Source organism: Microbacterium sp. NPDC091676 (assembly GCF_044756645.1).
Taxonomy (GTDB): domain Bacteria; phylum Actinomycetota; class Actinomycetes; order Actinomycetales; family Microbacteriaceae; genus Microbacterium; species Microbacterium paraoxydans_D.
The window spans coordinates 538,358-553,432 of sequence record NZ_JBIVTI010000001.1; the positions used below are offsets into that span (position 1 = coordinate 538,358).

General features: G+C 68.3%; 16 protein-coding genes. 7 read left to right on the plus strand and 9 right to left on the minus strand.

The features are described from left to right. Complete coding sequence (locus ACIQID_RS02765) at positions 1-645, minus strand: hypothetical protein (protein WP_400281802.1); 645 nt, start codon at positions 643-645, stop codon at positions 1-3. Between the two features lie 84 nt (positions 646-729). On the opposite strand from ACIQID_RS02765, the gene ACIQID_RS02770 reads away from it, so the two are divergent. Together ACIQID_RS02770 and ACIQID_RS02775 are read left to right on the plus strand one after the other, a co-directional pair. Next, the gene (locus tag ACIQID_RS02770; RefSeq protein WP_331202849.1) at positions 730-1,236 is read left to right on the plus strand and encodes a hypothetical protein; all 507 of its coding nucleotides are present in this window, start codon (positions 730-732) and stop codon (positions 1,234-1,236) included. Continuing rightward, entirely contained in the window at positions 1,233-2,021 is a 789-nt protein-coding gene (locus tag ACIQID_RS02775; RefSeq protein ID WP_400281805.1) for an N-acetylmuramoyl-L-alanine amidase, read from the plus strand. The genes ACIQID_RS02770 and ACIQID_RS02775 overlap by 4 nt, the downstream gene beginning before the upstream one ends. A gap of 15 nt (positions 2,022-2,036) precedes the next feature. Here ACIQID_RS02775 and ACIQID_RS02780 read toward each other — a convergent pair whose 3' ends face one another. The 4 genes from ACIQID_RS02780 to ACIQID_RS02795 all read right to left on the minus strand — a co-directional run bounded on the left by ACIQID_RS02780 (position 2,037) and on the right by ACIQID_RS02795 (position 5,873). After that, positions 2,037-2,504 carry a hypothetical protein gene (locus ACIQID_RS02780; RefSeq protein WP_400281808.1) on the minus strand — a complete coding sequence of 156 codons (468 nt, stop codon included), beginning with the start codon at positions 2,502-2,504 and terminating at the stop codon, positions 2,037-2,039. Between the two features lie 169 nt (positions 2,505-2,673). After that, positions 2,674-5,031, minus strand: coding sequence for an ATP-binding cassette domain-containing protein (locus tag ACIQID_RS02785; protein ID WP_400281811.1), 2,358 nt, complete (start codon positions 5,029-5,031; stop codon positions 2,674-2,676). Positions 5,032-5,058: 27 nt separating this feature from the next. Then, positions 5,059-5,469: a VOC family protein gene (locus ACIQID_RS02790; protein ID WP_400281814.1), complete on the minus strand. Its 411-nt coding sequence runs from the start codon at positions 5,467-5,469 to the stop codon at positions 5,059-5,061. Between the two features lie 5 nt (positions 5,470-5,474). Continuing rightward, the gene (locus tag ACIQID_RS02795) at positions 5,475-5,873 is read right to left on the minus strand and encodes a helix-turn-helix transcriptional regulator (RefSeq protein ID WP_400285626.1); all 399 of its coding nucleotides are present in this window, start codon (positions 5,871-5,873) and stop codon (positions 5,475-5,477) included. Between the two features lie 179 nt (positions 5,874-6,052). Between ACIQID_RS02795 and ACIQID_RS02800 the strand changes: the two genes are divergently transcribed. Beyond that, entirely contained in the window at positions 6,053-6,640 is a 588-nt protein-coding gene (locus ACIQID_RS02800; protein ID WP_312672531.1) for a DUF308 domain-containing protein, read from the plus strand. Positions 6,641-6,702: 62 nt separating this feature from the next. Here ACIQID_RS02800 and ACIQID_RS02805 read toward each other — a convergent pair whose 3' ends face one another. Then, entirely contained in the window at positions 6,703-7,467 is a 765-nt protein-coding gene (locus ACIQID_RS02805) for an SDR family oxidoreductase (RefSeq protein WP_331202846.1), read from the minus strand. A 122-nt stretch (positions 7,468-7,589) separates the two neighbouring features. On the opposite strand from ACIQID_RS02805, the gene ACIQID_RS02810 reads away from it, so the two are divergent. The 4 genes from ACIQID_RS02810 to ACIQID_RS02825 all read left to right on the plus strand — a co-directional run bounded on the left by ACIQID_RS02810 (position 7,590) and on the right by ACIQID_RS02825 (position 10,274). Continuing rightward, the gene (locus tag ACIQID_RS02810; RefSeq protein ID WP_025103445.1) at positions 7,590-8,063 is read left to right on the plus strand and encodes an NfeD family protein; all 474 of its coding nucleotides are present in this window, start codon (positions 7,590-7,592) and stop codon (positions 8,061-8,063) included. A gap of 8 nt (positions 8,064-8,071) precedes the next feature. Beyond that, the gene (locus ACIQID_RS02815; RefSeq protein ID WP_312672534.1) at positions 8,072-9,001 is read left to right on the plus strand and encodes an SPFH domain-containing protein; all 930 of its coding nucleotides are present in this window, start codon (positions 8,072-8,074) and stop codon (positions 8,999-9,001) included. Beyond that, positions 8,998-9,774, plus strand: a complete 777-nt coding sequence (locus tag ACIQID_RS02820) for a glycerophosphodiester phosphodiesterase family protein (protein WP_400281820.1) — start codon at positions 8,998-9,000, stop codon at positions 9,772-9,774. The genes ACIQID_RS02815 and ACIQID_RS02820 overlap by 4 nt, the downstream gene beginning before the upstream one ends. Before the next feature lie 116 nt (positions 9,775-9,890). Continuing rightward, positions 9,891-10,274, plus strand: coding sequence for an RNA polymerase-binding protein RbpA (locus ACIQID_RS02825; protein WP_060921636.1), 384 nt, complete (start codon positions 9,891-9,893; stop codon positions 10,272-10,274). Here the strand turns inward: ACIQID_RS02825 and lnt are convergent. Genes lnt through tatC form a run of 3 tightly spaced genes read right to left on the minus strand, consistent with a single transcriptional unit; the run spans position 10,271 to position 15,035 of the window. After that, positions 10,271-11,794 (minus strand): apolipoprotein N-acyltransferase, encoded by a 1,524-nt coding sequence (gene lnt, locus ACIQID_RS02830; protein WP_400281825.1) that lies wholly within the window; start codon positions 11,792-11,794, stop codon positions 10,271-10,273. The genes ACIQID_RS02825 and lnt overlap by 4 nt on opposite strands. An 11-nt stretch (positions 11,795-11,805) precedes the next feature. After that, on the minus strand, positions 11,806-14,280 hold the full coding sequence (locus tag ACIQID_RS02835; RefSeq protein WP_312672538.1) for a DEAD/DEAH box helicase: 2,475 nt from the start codon (positions 14,278-14,280) through the stop codon (positions 11,806-11,808). Beyond that, on the minus strand, positions 14,277-15,035 hold the full coding sequence (gene tatC / locus ACIQID_RS02840) for a twin-arginine translocase subunit TatC (RefSeq protein WP_312675012.1): 759 nt from the start codon (positions 15,033-15,035) through the stop codon (positions 14,277-14,279). Before tatC ends, ACIQID_RS02835 begins: the two co-directional genes overlap by 4 nt. Between the last annotated feature and the right edge of the window lie 40 nt (positions 15,036-15,075).

Below are 15,075 nucleotides of genomic sequence, written 5' to 3' on the forward strand. Positions count from 1 at the left end.
TCAGGTAGTGGTGACCGACGCGACGCGCGGACGTTGCTCGCGGATGCCGAGGACGAGGGCAACGATGCCGAGGAAAGCGGTGCCGATTGCGGGCCCGTCCAGGACGAGATGACCGGCGATCCTCGATGTCGTTGTGCCCAAGGGCGCCGACGAAGAAACGGTGATGCCGACGACGAACGCGAGGGGCGTCCAGAGGACGACCCACAGCGGGGCCCAGCGCCAGGGCGACGGGAGGACCCCTGCGCGTCCGATTCCGACAGCGGCGATGATCGCGAACGCGGCCAGACTCCCGTAGTACAGCGCGGCAGCAAGCACCCAGGCGTCTTCGCGCGCATTCGGGTCGCCGGGCGACTCCGGGACGAGGCCGAACCAGAGGGACTGGGCGAACGGCGCGACAGCCAGCGCGAGGGTCGCGACGGTGCTCACGGGCCGCCGAGCAGTGACGCTACCCGCATGACCGACACCGATCACGAGCAGAACGGCCGCCGATGCGAACACGGCATCTTTCGCGATCGCAAAGTCGGCGAGCTCCCCGCGGGCTGTGAACCAGATGACGACCGAGAGGAGGAGCAGGACTCCGCCGGTGACCCATGTGAGCCGACGCGCTCGACTGTCAGCACTTGCGTTCTCGGCCCCATCGCTCACGCAATCACCCTAGTGGTCGTCAGATCTCCGAGCAGCCCGCACGGAGCACCCCCCTCGGGAAGCCGCACCTCGTAGGATCGCGATATGACCTCCCCTCGCCGCGTCCCTGCAGACCTACGGAAACGCGGGGGCTTCCGGGGAGCCGACGACTCGACCGCCTCGCTCATCCTCGGCCAGTTCTTCGTCGGTGGCTTTTTCCTGTTCATCGTGGCTTTCTTCCTCGCGCTCGGAGCTGCGGACGAGTACGACGGAGTGACGTCCTTCATCGGAGCGAGCATCATCGCCGTCGTCCTGTCCGTCGTGTCGATGGTCGCCGCCCTGGTGATCGGCCTGCCCCTTCGCCTCGTCTCGGCGCTGCGCGCACGGTGGCTCGCCCACGGCGAGATCACCGTCCTCGGCGTCATCGTCGGACTCGGTGCCTGCATCGTGTCGGTCGTGCTGGTGGGCGGAAGCGGGGGAGCGGCGCTCCCGTGGTGGGTGTTCATCGTCTCGTGGACGGTCCTCGCCTTCTCGGTCGCGCATTTCGTCTGGCCAGGACGACGCCGGCCGCGTGAGTTCCGCGCACCCCGAGACGGCGACCAGCCCGCGTGAGCACGCGCGGGGAGGGTCAGCATCCGGAGGGCCCGGGAGCACGGGACGCCGATGAGCACGTCCCGAGGCACACGCGGCGGGGATTCCTCATCGCTGCCGGAACCGGCGTCGCGGTGACCGGCGTCGGCATCTGGCTCTCCGCGAACGCCGGGGGAGAGGCAGACGACACCGGACGCAGCCCGGACAACCCCCGAGGGCTGCCAGAGTACGAGCCGGTCTACGGCCGCGCGGTCGCGGGTCTCGAGGTCCCGCTCGGCTTCGAGGACTGCGCCCACCCCACGGTGCGCGCTGAACGGAGCAGAGCGGGAAGCGAACGTCGAACCGTGTGCCCGGTCATCGACCGCTTCATCATCCACCACACCGGCACGACATCCGACCAGTTGGAGTTCTTCTCCCGCTGCAACAGGAGATCATCGGCTCCCACCTTCTATCTGCGACACGACGGCTCGGTCATCGAGACCATCCGCCCGGGAGCGAAGCCGTCATCCACCGGCGCGGACTGGAACTGGCGGTCCGTGGCGGTGGAGACGCTGGATTTCACCGGAGCCCCGGAGTACACGGTGACCACCGCGCAGGTGGAGGAGATCGCGCAGATGATCGCGTGGCTCGCAGGCTTCGACGGCCGGACCCTGGACGGCGTTCCGGTGCGCTTCCGGATCGACCGAGAGCACGTCATCACCCACCAGGAGACCTGGTCGGGAACGGAGTGTCCCGGTCCGTTCCTCCAATCGCGAGTGGATGACATCGTGGCGCGGGCGCAGGAGATCCGGAGGGAGTCGCGGTGACGGCAGGGGAGCGGGCTAGTTGTAGTTGAAGCACCGACTCGAATCCGGCGTCGACTCCGGCTCAGCCTTGTAGAGGATGAACCAGTTCTCCGCCGTCGCCTCGTCGACATGCACGTCCAGGAGCAGGCAGGTATAGAGGACGCTGTCCTCGCTTCGGAAACCGGCGTAGATCCAGGTGGTCCCGCATGGTGAATCCGGATCCGTCGCCAGCGTGATCTGATTCAGCGCACCGCCCGAACCCTCTTCCCAGGTCCCGGAGAAGTCAACGGCATCGGCCCCGCGCAGCTCCGCCGCGGTGCGTGGCGGGCTCCCGCCGCACCCCACATCTCGTGGCCACGCCGTCGCCTGGAAGGTACCGTCGTCAGCGAGCTCGAGTGTCGTCGGCAGGTCGCTTCCTGCCTGCCAGGTCCCGTATGCATCGGCCTCGGTCAGGCTGTAGTCCGACATCCCGCACGCCGCCAGCGAGAGCGCGAGGGCGCTCAAGGACGCGAGCACGCCGACGCGCCCGTGATTCCGAGGGGATGGACGGGTGGGCACAGGCCCATCATGCAGCATCCACCGGTGTCACCGCCGCGCCCGCGGGCTCAGGAGAGGGGTTATTTCCTCAAGCTGACATAATGTGCATTATCGGATAATCCATCATCCGCGTCCGTCAACCGCCCACGTAGGCCGCGAGATGCTCACCCGTCAGCGTCGACCCGTCTGCGACGAGTTCGGCGGGCGTTCCCTCGAACACGATGCGACCGCCGTCGTGGCCGGCACCCGGTCCGACGTCGATGATCCAGTCGGCGTGTGCCATGACGGCCTGATGATGCTCGATCACGACCACCGTCTTGCCCGCGTCGACAAGTCGATCCAGCAGACCGAGGATCGTGTCGACGTCGGCGAGATGCAGGCCCGTCGTCGGCTCGTCCAGCACGTAGACGTCGCCCTTCTCACCCATCTGGATCGCGAGCTTGATGCGCTGGCGCTCACCGCCGGACAGAGTCGACAACGGCTGTCCGAGCGACAGGTAGCCGAGCCCGACGTCTTCCAGGCGTCCGAGGATGGCGGCCGCAGCCGGGAGCTTCGCCGCACCCTCGCTGAAGAACACACGGGCCTCGGACACCGGAAGGTCGAGCACCTCGGTGATGTCCTTCCCGCCGAGCTTGTACTCCAGCACCGCCGCCTGGAAGCGCTTACCTCCGCAGTCCTCACAGGGGGTCTCGATCGTGTCCATGAATCCGAGTTCGGTGATGATGACACCGGCGCCCTTGCACGTGGGACACGCGCCCTCGGAGTTCGCGCTGAACAGGGCGGGCTTCACGCCGTTCGCCTTCGCGAAGGCCTTGCGGATGGGCTCGAGCAGCCCCGTGTACGTCGCCGGGTTGCTGCGACGCGAGCCCTTGATGGCGGACTGGTCGATCGCCACCACGCCCTCGCGTCCGGTCACCGAACCGTGGATGAGCGAGCTCTTCCCCGATCCGGCGACACCGGTGACCACGGTCAGGACACCGGTCGGGATGTCGACGTCCACGTTCTGGAGGTTGTTGGTGGATGCGCCGCGCACCTCGATCGCGCCGGTGCGGTCACGCACGGCGTCCTTGAGCTGTGCACGGTCGTCGAGGTGCTGCCCCGTCAGCGTTCCGCTGGTCGTGAGACCCTCGATGCTCCCCTGATAGCAGATCTCTCCCCCGGCGCTTCCGGCACCCGGACCCAGATCCACGACATGGTCGCCGATCATGATGGTCTCCGGCTTGTGCTCGACGACGAGCACAGTGTTCCCCTTGTCGCGAAGGCGGAGCAGCAGGCCGTTCATCCGCTCGATGTCGTGCGGGTGCAGCCCGATCGTCGGCTCGTCGAAGACATACGTGACGTCGGTCAGCGAGGAGCCGAGATGGCGCAGCATCTTGATCCGCTGCGCCTCTCCCCCGGACAGCGTGCCCGACGGCCGATCCAGGCTCAGGTACCCCAGGCCGAGGGTCACGAAGGCGTCGAGGTTGGCGCTCAGCGCCTGGAGCAGCGGCCCGGCACCCGGGAGATCCAGGCCGCGGACCCAGGCGGCGAGATCCGTCACCTGCATGCGGCACGCGTCGGCGATGCTCACGCCGTCGATCTTCGACGACCGTGCGCCCTCGGTGAGCCGGGTGCCGTCGCACTCCGGGCACACCGCGAAGGTGGCCACGCGCTCGACGAACGCACGGATGTGCGGCTGGAGCGCGTCGAGGTCCTTCGAGAGCATGGACTTCGTGATCTTCGGGATCAGACCCTCGTAGGTCATGTTGATGCCGGAGATCTTGACCTTGGTCACCTCTCCGTAGAGGAAGAGGTGACGCTGCTTGTCGGTGAACGACGAGATGGGCTTGTCCCCCGGGTAGAACCCGGACTGCGAGAAACCCTTCACCATCCAGCCGTCGGCGGTGTACCCGGGCACCATGATCGCGCCCTCGTCGAGGGACTTCGACTCATCCACGATCTGGGAGAGGTCGAGGTCGGACACCGCTCCCCTGCCCTCGCAGCGAGGACACATGCCACCGAGGTAGATCGCGTCCTTGACGATCTTCTTCTCGCCCCCGGGCCCGGTCATGACGCCGCTGGCCTTCTGCGTCGGGATGTTGAAGGAGAACGCGGTCGGCCCCCCGATATAGGGCTGGCCGAGCTTGCTGAACAGGATGCGGAGCATCGCATTCGCATCCGTCACCGTGCCGACGGTCGATCGCGGATTGGCGCCGAGACGCTCCTGGTCCACGATGATCGCCGTGGTGAGCCCCTCGAGCACGTCGACGTCGGGGCGCGGCACCGACGGCATGAAGCCCTGCACGAACGCGCTGTAGGTCTCGTCGATCATGCGCCGCGACTCGGCGGCGATCGTGTCGAAGACGAGAGAGCTCTTCCCCGATCCGGAGACCCCGGTGAAGACCGTCAGACGTCGTTTCGGGATGTCGACGCTGACGTCCTTGAGGTTGTTCTCTCGCGCGCCCTGGACGCGGATGAGGTCGTGGGTGTCCGCGGGGTGCTCGGCAGCGGTCATGCGGCGTCCTTCGTGGTGGTGGGGCCGTCAGGCGGCCTGATTGATACGGAGCAGGTTGCCCGCCGGATCGCGGAAGGCGCAGTCGCGCACGCCGTACGGCTGGTCCATCGGCTCCTGGACCACATCGGCACCGACGGCGACCAGCCGATCGAACAAGGCGTCAAGGTCGTCGCTCGCCAGAGTCAGCGCGCCGTAGCTGCCCTTCGCGATGAGCTCCAGGATGGTCTGCCGCTCCGCGTCGGTGATGCCGGGGTCGGTGGCCGGCGGATGGAGCACGATCGAGGTCTCGGGCTGACCGGCCGGACCGACGGTGAGCCATCGGAGTCCGTCGTAGCCGACGTCGTTGCGCACCTCGAAGCCGAGGGCGTCGCGATAGAAGCCGAGAGCGGCGTCGGCGTCGGTGTGCGGGAGGAAGGCGTAATGGATGCTGATCTTCATGATGCTCACGTTAGGTGCGCCTCGGGGCGCGGCGCTTCTCGATTCCTGATCGGTCGGGTGACCTGCTTGGCCTGGAACGACGGGATGCCCTCGACGTCGGCGGCGCGTTCACGGTACACGCGGGGTGAGACACCCACCAGTTCCGAGAACCGGGTGCTGAAGGTTCCCAACGAGGAGCAGCCCACGGCGAAGCAGACCTCGGTGACGCTGAGGTCGCCGCGACGCAGCAGGGCCATGGCGCGTTCGATGCGGCGGGTCATCAGGTAGGAGTACGGGGATTCGCCGTAGGCCTCGCGGAACCGCCGACTGAGATGCCCGGCGGACATGTGCACCCCGCGCGCCAGCGCCTCGACGTCCAACGGCTTCGCATACTCCCGGTCGATGCGGTCGCGCACCTTCCGCATCACGACCAGCTCCCGCAAGCGAGCCTCATCCACCGGTGTCACGTGACGATCCTGCCATGACGCCCGAAGACGCGGAATGACCATCCGCGACGCGCGGAGGCCCTCCTCCCCCGCTGTCGGGGTTCCGACGCTACCCTGGGGGCATCCTCACAGGATTCTCTCAGAAGGGGTTCCCCGCTATGTCTGAAGCACTCGCTGAAACGAAGTCGTTCTTCAAATCCATCCGCGTCGCACTCGCGGTCTCCGGCGTGCTCGCGCTGCTCGCGGGCATCGCGCTGCTCGTCTGGCCGGTGAAGTCCGCCGTCATCGTGACGGCGATCTTCGCTTCCTACCTGATCGTCGCGGGCGTCGTGTACATCGGCCTCGGGATCTTCTCCGGCGCCAAGGGCGGCTGGTCCCGCGTCGGGCACATCGTCCTCGGCCTGCTCTACATCGTCGCGGGCGTCATCGCGTTCTTCAACCTGAACGTCGCCGCCGCCGCCCTCGCCCTGGTCGTCGTGATCTTCATCGGCGTGAGCTGGATCGTCGACGGCGTGGTCGCGCTCTCGCTGCTCGGCAGCGACGGCTCCCGGGTGTGGACGGTGATCTACGCGATCCTCAGCATCATCGCCGGAATCATCGTGCTCTTCTCGCCGGCCATCGCCGGATTCGCGCTGTGGCTGCTCCTGGGCATCGCGCTCGTCGTGCTCGGCATCGTGCAGATCATCCGCGCGATCACGCTCGGCAAGGACGAGAAGGCGTTCACCACGGGCGCTGCCGGCATCTGACCCCGACACACGAGACGCCCCGGACCTGCACGGCGGGTCCGGGGCGTCTCGTCGTCGTCTGCCTACTCCGCGGCGAACGCGCTCACGTCGCCGACGAGGCGGGTGTTGTCGGCGGGCACGGGGTCGACGACGGCCCTGGCGACCTCCGCGGCGAACTCCGAGACGTTGTAGAGACGACCGGCGGACTCGCGACGCTCCGCGATGGCGCCCGGGTTCGCCCGCTCGAGCAGGGTCGCCGTGATCGTGCCCTCGATCATGTCTCCGGACACGACTGTGAAGCCGATCCCCTTCTCGGCGAGGCCGGGGATGAGCTCCCGCAGCGCGTCCTCACCGGCGCGCTTGGAGAGCGCGACGGGCTCGTACTCCGGCATCGTCGGCGTCGTGCGGATGAAGTGCGCCTGGTGGCTGGTGACGAACACCACGCGTGCGCCGTCCGACAGCAGCGGCGTCGCGGCGTTGAGGACGTTGAGCTGCGCGTCGCGGTTGAGCTTCAGGGCGTAGTCCTCGGCCATCCCCGACTCCATCCCGCCCGAGGCGTTCAGGACGAGCACGTCGAGGCGTCCGTACTCGGCACGGACGGCGTCGAACATCTCGGCGACCGATGCGGGGTCGGTGAGGTCCGCGCCGACCACGAGCGCCCGGCGGCCGAGCTCGCGCAGCTGCGCCGCGAGCTTCTCCGCGCGCGGGGCCTTGTTCCGGTAGTTGATGACGACGTCGGCACCGGCCTCGGCGAGGTATCGCACGGTGTCGGCGCCGATCCCCCGCGATGAGCCGGTGACGAGGGCCACCTTGCCGTCGAGGGATCCTGCGGGAAGAACGTCGGTCACGGGTGACTCCTCATGGTGCGTGGAACGCCGTGAGCGCACGGCTCTCACAGATTACCAAGGGGGCGCGGTGGCGGCCGGTCGGCTGTCGCCGCGCGTGGTACGTTGACGGCAAAGGAGGCCGCATGGACAACTTCTCGACGTTCGTCACGTTCATCGACCACTGGGCATGGATCGGATGGCTGGTCCTCATCGCGGTCTTCCTCGTCATCGAGATGCTCTCCCTCGACTTCACCTTCCTGATGCTGAGCTTCGGCAGCGTGATCGGACTCGTCACCGACTTCGTCGGGCTCCCGGTCTGGATCCAGATCCTGATCGCCGCCTTGGCATCCGCCCTCTTCATCCTCTTCCTTCGGCCGCCCCTCCTGCGGCGCCTGCACCGCGGTGCCGACCCCACACGCTCGAACGTGGAGGCGCTCGTCGACCTCCGCGGCATCGCGCTCAGCGAGATCACGCAGATCTCCGGTCAGGCCAAGCTCGCGAACGGCGACACCTGGACCGCCCGAACGACCACCCCGATGGCGATCCCCGCGGGGGCGCCCGTCGCCGTCAGCGCGATCAACGGCGCGACCGCCATCGTCCGACCCCTCAACGACTAGGAGCACGCGTGGACGACGCATCGATCATCCCGACCGTGATCATCTGGATCCTGGTGATCGCGGTCATCATCTTCGTGATCGTCACGATCGCGCGGGCGATCCGCATCATCCCGCAGGCGACCGCGGGCGTGGTCGAGCGGCTCGGCCGCTATCACAAGACCCTCTCCCCCGGCCTCAACATCCTCGTGCCGTTCATCGACCGCCTGCGGCCGCTGATCGACATGCGTGAGCAGGTGGTGTCGTTCCCGCCGCAGCCCGTGATCACCGAGGATAACCTCGTCGTGTCCATCGACACGGTCGTCTACTTCCAGGTCACCGACGCGCGCGCGGCCACCTACGAGATCGCGAACTACCTCGGCGCCGTGGAACAGCTCACCACGACGACTCTCCGCAACGTCGTGGGCGGCCTGAACCTCGAAGAGGCGCTGACGAGCCGCGACAACATCAACGGACAGCTCCGCGTCGTCCTGGACGAGGCGACCGGCAAGTGGGGCATCCGCGTGGGCCGCGTCGAGCTCAAGGCGATCGACCCGCCCGTCTCCATCCAGGACTCGATGGAGAAGCAGATGCGCGCCGAGCGGGATCGCCGTGCCGCGATCCTGACCGCCGAGGGCACGAAGCAGTCCGCGATCCTCGAAGCGGAAGGCCTCCGTCAGGCGGAGATCCTCCGCGCCGAGGGTGACAAGCAGGCCGCCGTCCTCCGCGCCCAGGGCGAGGCCGAGGCGATCCAGAGCGTCTTCTCCGCGATCCACCAGGGCGCGCCGGACGACAAGCTCCTCGCGTATCAGTATCTGCAGATGCTCCCGAAGATCAGCGAGAGCCCGTCCAGCAAGCTCTGGATCATCCCGAGCGAGCTGACCGAGGCGCTCAAGGGCATCGGCACGGCCTTCACCCCCAAGACGGGCCCGGGTTCGACCACTCCCCCTGCCGGCGCGTGACGCACCCCTACTTCGTCAAGGCCGAGCAGCCCCGCATCCTGGCCCATCGGGGTCTCGTGACCGTCGAGGGGCGGGAATCCGGCGTCTGGGAGAACACCGCGGCCGCCTTCGCCGCGGCGCATGCCGCCGGGGCCGAGTACATCGAGACGGACTGCCAGGTCACCGCGGACGGCGACGTCGTGCTCTTCCACGACCACGACCTCCGCCGTCTGGTGGACGATCCGCGCGCCGTCCACGAGGTCAGGACGAGGGAGCTGAGCGCGCTGTTCGCCGAGCACGGCGGTCTGCTCACGGTGGCCGAGGCGCTCTCCGCCTTCCCGGAGACCCGGTTCAACATCGATGTGAAGACGCCGGCTGCCGCGGCGCCGCTGGGCCCCGTCCTCGCCGCGCACACGGATCGCGTCCTGGTGACCAGCTTCTCGGATGCCAACCGGCGGGCGACGGTGGAGGCCGTGCGGCAGACAGGCACCGCGCTCCGGCCCGCCACCTCCGGCGGCAGTCGGACCATCGCGGCGCTGCGTGCGCTCTCCGCCGTGGGCCTCTCCCCCGGCAGACTGCTGCGGGAGATCGATGCCTTGCAGATCCCCGAGCGTCACGGGGCGCTCAGAGTGCTGACGCCGGCACTCCTGCGCGCCGCCCACCGTGCCGGCACCGAGGTGCACGTGTGGACGGTGAACGATGCGGACGACATGCGCCGCCTCGTGGACGCCGGTGTGGACGGCATCGTGACCGACCGCGCCGACCTCGCCGTCGCCACGCTCCGGAAGCCCTGAGCGCCCATTATCCTCCGGCGCTGGGATTCCCCTGTGAATACCGCGGAGAACGCCCCGACGTGGATGAAGCGCACAGGCTCGAACGTTATACCTGACAGCGACGAGAGGACCACACAATGGCAGATCGCAGCCTGCGCGGCATCCGACTCGGCGCCCAGAGCCTACAGAGCGAAGAGGGCGTCGTTTTCATGGAGCGCCGTGAGACCACCTACACCTGTGACACCTGCGGACACGACACCACGCTCATGTTCGCGGCCGATGCCGAACCGCCTCAGACCTGGGAGTGCCGTTCCTGCGGCGCGGAAGCCCGACTGAAGGTCGACGGCGAGGCCGTCACCCTCGAGGCCACCGACGAGAAGGCCGCTCGCACGCACTGGGACATGCTCATGGAGCGTCGCACCCGTGCGGAGCTGGAGGAGCTTCTCGAAGAGCGTCTCGCCTACATCCGAGCCCGGCGCGGTGCCGGTGAGGACCCCACCCGAGAGAAGATCGGCGCCTAACGCCGACGGGCGCGCCACCACCCGAGACCGAGCGCGCCCAGCCCGCCCCACAGCAGCACCTGCTGCAGCCAGGGGCCCAGGACGATTCCCGCCGTGAGGCCGGAGCGCAGTTCGACATCCTCGAGCATCGCTCCGGCCTCATCTGCGTCCAGGCTCGTGACCGTCCGCCCGTCCGGGAGGATGATCTGACTCGTGCCGACCGTGGAGATGTTGACGACGCTCCGGCCCGTCTCGATCGCGCGCATCCGCGCGAACGCGAGCTGCTGGAGGTTCTCATCCGTGCCGCGGAAGTCGGCGTTGTTCGTCTGGAAGACCAGCACCTCGGCGCCGCCGTGGAGACCCTCGGTGATGACGTCGTCGTAGATGACGTCGAAGCAGATCGCCAGGCCGACGCGCACATCGTCCACCTCGACGATCGGAGGGTTGGTCCCCGGGGTGTACTCGCGCTGGATCAACCCGATGAGGTCGGGGACGAGAGCGTTGAAGAAGGCGCGATCCGGCACGTACTCCCCGAACGGGACGGGATGACGCTTGTCGTGCTTCTGCGGCGCCGTCCCGTCCGGCATCCAGAGCATGGAGGTGTTGTAATACAGGTTCCCGCGGCCGGTGGCGGCGTTGGCGAGCAGCGGCGCATCGATGCGGTTCGCCACCAGGGTCATCCGCCGCGCGATCGCGGAGTTCGCGAAGGGATCCGTGTCGAGGCCGCCTTCCGGCCACACGAGCAGATCCACGTCCTCGCCGTACAACGGTTCGGTCGCCTCGGTCTGCGCCTGCACGACGGCGAAGGGCTCCCGCTCGTCGAAGTATCCGGTCGGACCGTTCCCCTGCACCGCGGCGATGCGCATCGATCCGGACGGCGTGGTCGGGAAGAGCGGCGTGAAGAAGAGGATCAGGACGAGGGCGGCCGGCGCGAGCAGGGTGACCGGTCTCCGCCACAGTCCCAGGCGCACGATCTCGATCACCATCGCGACGAGGAACACCATCAGGAAGCTCAGTCCGCTCACACCGATCCAGGAGGACAGCGCGGCGAGGGGACTCTCGGCCTGGCTCATCCCGAGGCGGGCCCAAGGGAAGCCGCCGTACGGCCACCAGCCGAGAAACAACTCCCGCCCGACCCACAGCGCCGCGATGACCGCAGGGAGGGTCAGCAGACGTCCTGCGGTGCCCGGCCAGGCCCGGGGCAGCCATCGGTACGCCAGGGTCAGGGGGATCAGCGCGACGGCCGTGAGGGCACCCTCGACGACGCTCAGGGCGGCCCACGGCAGCGGCCCGAGGTATCGAGAGGTCCAGGACACGAGCAGAGCGAAGAACACGATGCCGTAGACGAGCCCCACGAGCAGTGCTCCCCCGGCCCGCCGCCCGATCAGCGCGAGGAGCAGCAGGCCCGTGGCCGGGAAGGCCAGGATCCAGATCGCGGCCTCGGGAAACGTGAGGTCCATGAGCAGCGCGGCCAGGGCGGCGACGGGTACGGCCAGCCAGAGGGGCAGGAGGGCGCGTCGGCGGACAGGGGTTTCGGTCATGCGGGCGGATCTCACATCGAGGAGTAGGCGACGATGCCACGGCGCACACCGTCGAGCGCGGCCCGGGCGGTCCGCGCGAGCGTGGCGTCCTCGGCCACGATGGACAGCTGATCGAGGAGGTCGATGGTCTGCTTCGCCCACCGTACGAAGTCGCCGGCCGCCATGTCCGCGTCGATGAGCACGCGATCCAACATGCCGCCGCGCGCCCAGGTGTGCATCGCCCCGGCCAGTCCGGCCGCCAGCGGCTCGCTTCCCGGCAACTGGTGGTCCTGCTCCAGGTCGTCGAGCTCGGCCCACAGCGCTGTCGTCTTCTCGTAGGCCGCCCGGAAGGCCCCGCGTGGCAGCCCCCGCTCCCCCGCGTTGGCTTCGTCGCGGCGCGGCTCGTACACCAGGCAGCACGCCATCGCGGCGAGCGACGGTGCGTCCAGTCCCTTCCAGAGCCCCTGACGCAGCGACTCGGCCACGAGGAGATCGCGCTCACCGTAGATCCGGCGCATGGTGCGCCCGGCGTCGGTCAGGTGCATCCCGTCCTCGGCGCGACGCACGTAGTCCAGCGTCTCCAGCACCTCGACGACGCGGTCGAAGACGCGGGCCACCGTGCCGGTCCTGGTCTCGATCTGACGGCGCGTGCGATCGGTCTGGCGCTTGAGCTTCCAGTAGCGCTCGGCCCAGCGGGCGTGCTTCTCGCGGTCGGGGCACCGGTGACAGGGGTGGCGCTGCATGCGCGTGCGGAGCGTCTGGATCCGTTTCATCCGCTTGTCCCGAGCAGCGCGCGGGGCCTGGGTGTCCTGCCGGTTCTTCTTCTCGAGGTCGCTCAGCTCGCGGCGGATGGCGGCGTACTCCGGGAAGTCGCCGTGCTCGCACGCCATCGCCGACTGGTAGCCGGCCAGCGACTCCTCGGCCTCCCGCACCTGACGAGCCAGCCCGACGACCGCCCGGTCCGCCTGGAACTGCGCGAACGACGACTCCAGGATCTGCCGTGCCCTGGCCTGGCCGAACAGGTCGATCAGGTTGACCGCCATGTTGTACGTCGGGCGGAAGCTCGAGTTCAGCGGGTACGTGCGCCGGGACGCGAGGGCCGCGACCGCCTGCGGGTCCATGCCCTCGCTCCACTGCACGACCGCGTGCCCCTCGACGTCGATGCCGCGGCGGCCGGCACGACCGGTGAGCTGCGTGTACTCGCCGGAGGTGATCGCGACACGGGCCTCGCCGTTGAACTTCTCCATCTTCTCGAGCACGACGGTGCGCGCGGGCATGTTGATACCGAGCGCGAGCGTCTCGGTGGCGAAGACGACCTTGAGCAGCTTCCTCTGGAAGAGGTCTTCGACGACCTCCTTGAAGGCGGGCAGGAGGCCGGCGTGATGGGCGGCCACGCCGCGTTCGAGGTTGTCCAGCCACTCCCAGTAGCCCAGCACCCCGAGGTCCTCGTCCTGAAGCGTGCGGGTGCGCTCCTCGACGATGGCCCGGATCTCGGCTCGCTCCTCCGACGAGGTCAGACGGAGACCGGAGCGGCGTACCTGCTGCACCGCCGCGTCGCAGCCCACGCGGCTGAAGATGAAGAAGATGGCCGGAAGGAGGTTCGATCGCTCCAGCAGCTCGACCACATCGGGACGGTCCATGCGCTCGATCCGGCGGGCGTTCGCGGCCCGCACCGGCCGGCGTCCGCCCCGAGGCGGACGAGGGGCCTGACGCCCGGCGTGGCGGTTGCTGCGGTAGGACTGGGCCTGCCGATTGCTCTCGTAGGTGGAACCGGTGAAGGACCGGATCCGCATGAGCTCCTGATTCACCTGCGCCGTGGCGATGCCGGCGCGGTCGTCGAAGAGCGGCAGCAGGTCGTCGCGGACGAGCACGTGCTGCTCCAACGGCACCGGACGGATCTCGGAGACGATGACCTCGGTGTCGCCGCGCACGGTGTCGAGCCAGTCGCCGAACTCCTCGGCGTTCGACACGGTCGCGCTCAGCGAGACCAGCCGCACGCGGGGCGGGAGGTGGATGATGACCTCTTCCCACACGGCGCCCCGGAAGCGGTCGGCCAGATAGTGGACCTCGTCCATCACGACGTAGCGCAGGTCGCGCAGCGCCGCGGAGTCGGCGTAGATCATGTTCCGCAGCACCTCGGTCGTCATGACCACGATGCGGGCGTTGCCGTTGATGTTCGTGTCGCCCGTCAGCAGACCGACGTCGTCCGCGCCGTAGACGTCGACGAGCTCACGGAACTTCTGATTCGAGAGCGCCTTCATCGGGGTGGTGTAGAAGGCTTTGTCCGTCGCCGTCTGCATCGCGAGGTGGATCGCGAACTCCCCCACGATGGTCTTCCCGGCGCCCGTGGGAGCGGCCACGAGGACGCTGCGTCCGTTCTCCAGGGCGTGGCAACCCGCCACCTGGAACGGGTCGAGGTGAAAGCGCTGGCGCGCGGCGAAGGCCGCTGTCTCGGGGTGCGCCACGCTCTCCTGCGCCTGGGCGTACCGTTCGGAGGGCGAACTCATGTGGCGTCCGGCACGAGTCCCGCAGCGGAGTCGCGCTTGCGCCTGCGCCGGTCGAAGAGGAGGGAGAGCCCTGCCGCTGCGAAGAAGAGGACGATGAGGATGCCGGCCAGCATCAGCATGCTCACGACGTCCGCCGCGGGCGTGGCCAGTGCGGCGAAGATCGTCGCGATGAGGATGGCCACCCGCCACCCCTTCAGGATCGCTCGGCCCGACATCACCCCGGCGAGGTTGAGCGCGACGAGGAAGACGGGGAGGACGAACGAGATGCCGATGACGATCATCAGCTTGAACACGAAGTCGTAGTACTCCTGTGCCGAGTAGAAGTTGGTGCCGCCCTCCGGGGTGAAGCTCCACATGAGCTCGATGACGTGCGGCATGATCTGCACCCCGAGATAGCACCCCGCGAAGAACAGGGGCACCGCGGCGACGACGAAGCCGACGGTGTAGCGGATCTCCTTGCGAGTGAGACCGGGCATGATGAACGCCCAGATCTGCCACAGCCAGACGGGTGCGGAGAGGAACAGGCCGATCGTGAGGGCGATGCGCATGCGCATGTCGAACGCGGACGTCACTGTCCCGAAGTTCAAGGCGCTGAAGTCATCACCGCGCTGTTCCGAGATGATGCGGATCGGACCGGTGATGAAGTGGATGACCGGGTCCGCGATGAGGAACGCCACCACCATGCCGACGACGAGAGCGATCGCCGCGTACATGAGGCGCTTCCGCAGTTCGACGAGATGGGCTCCCAGCGACATCCGTCGATCCCGCTCCGCCGTCGGCGTCACGGCCGGTTCG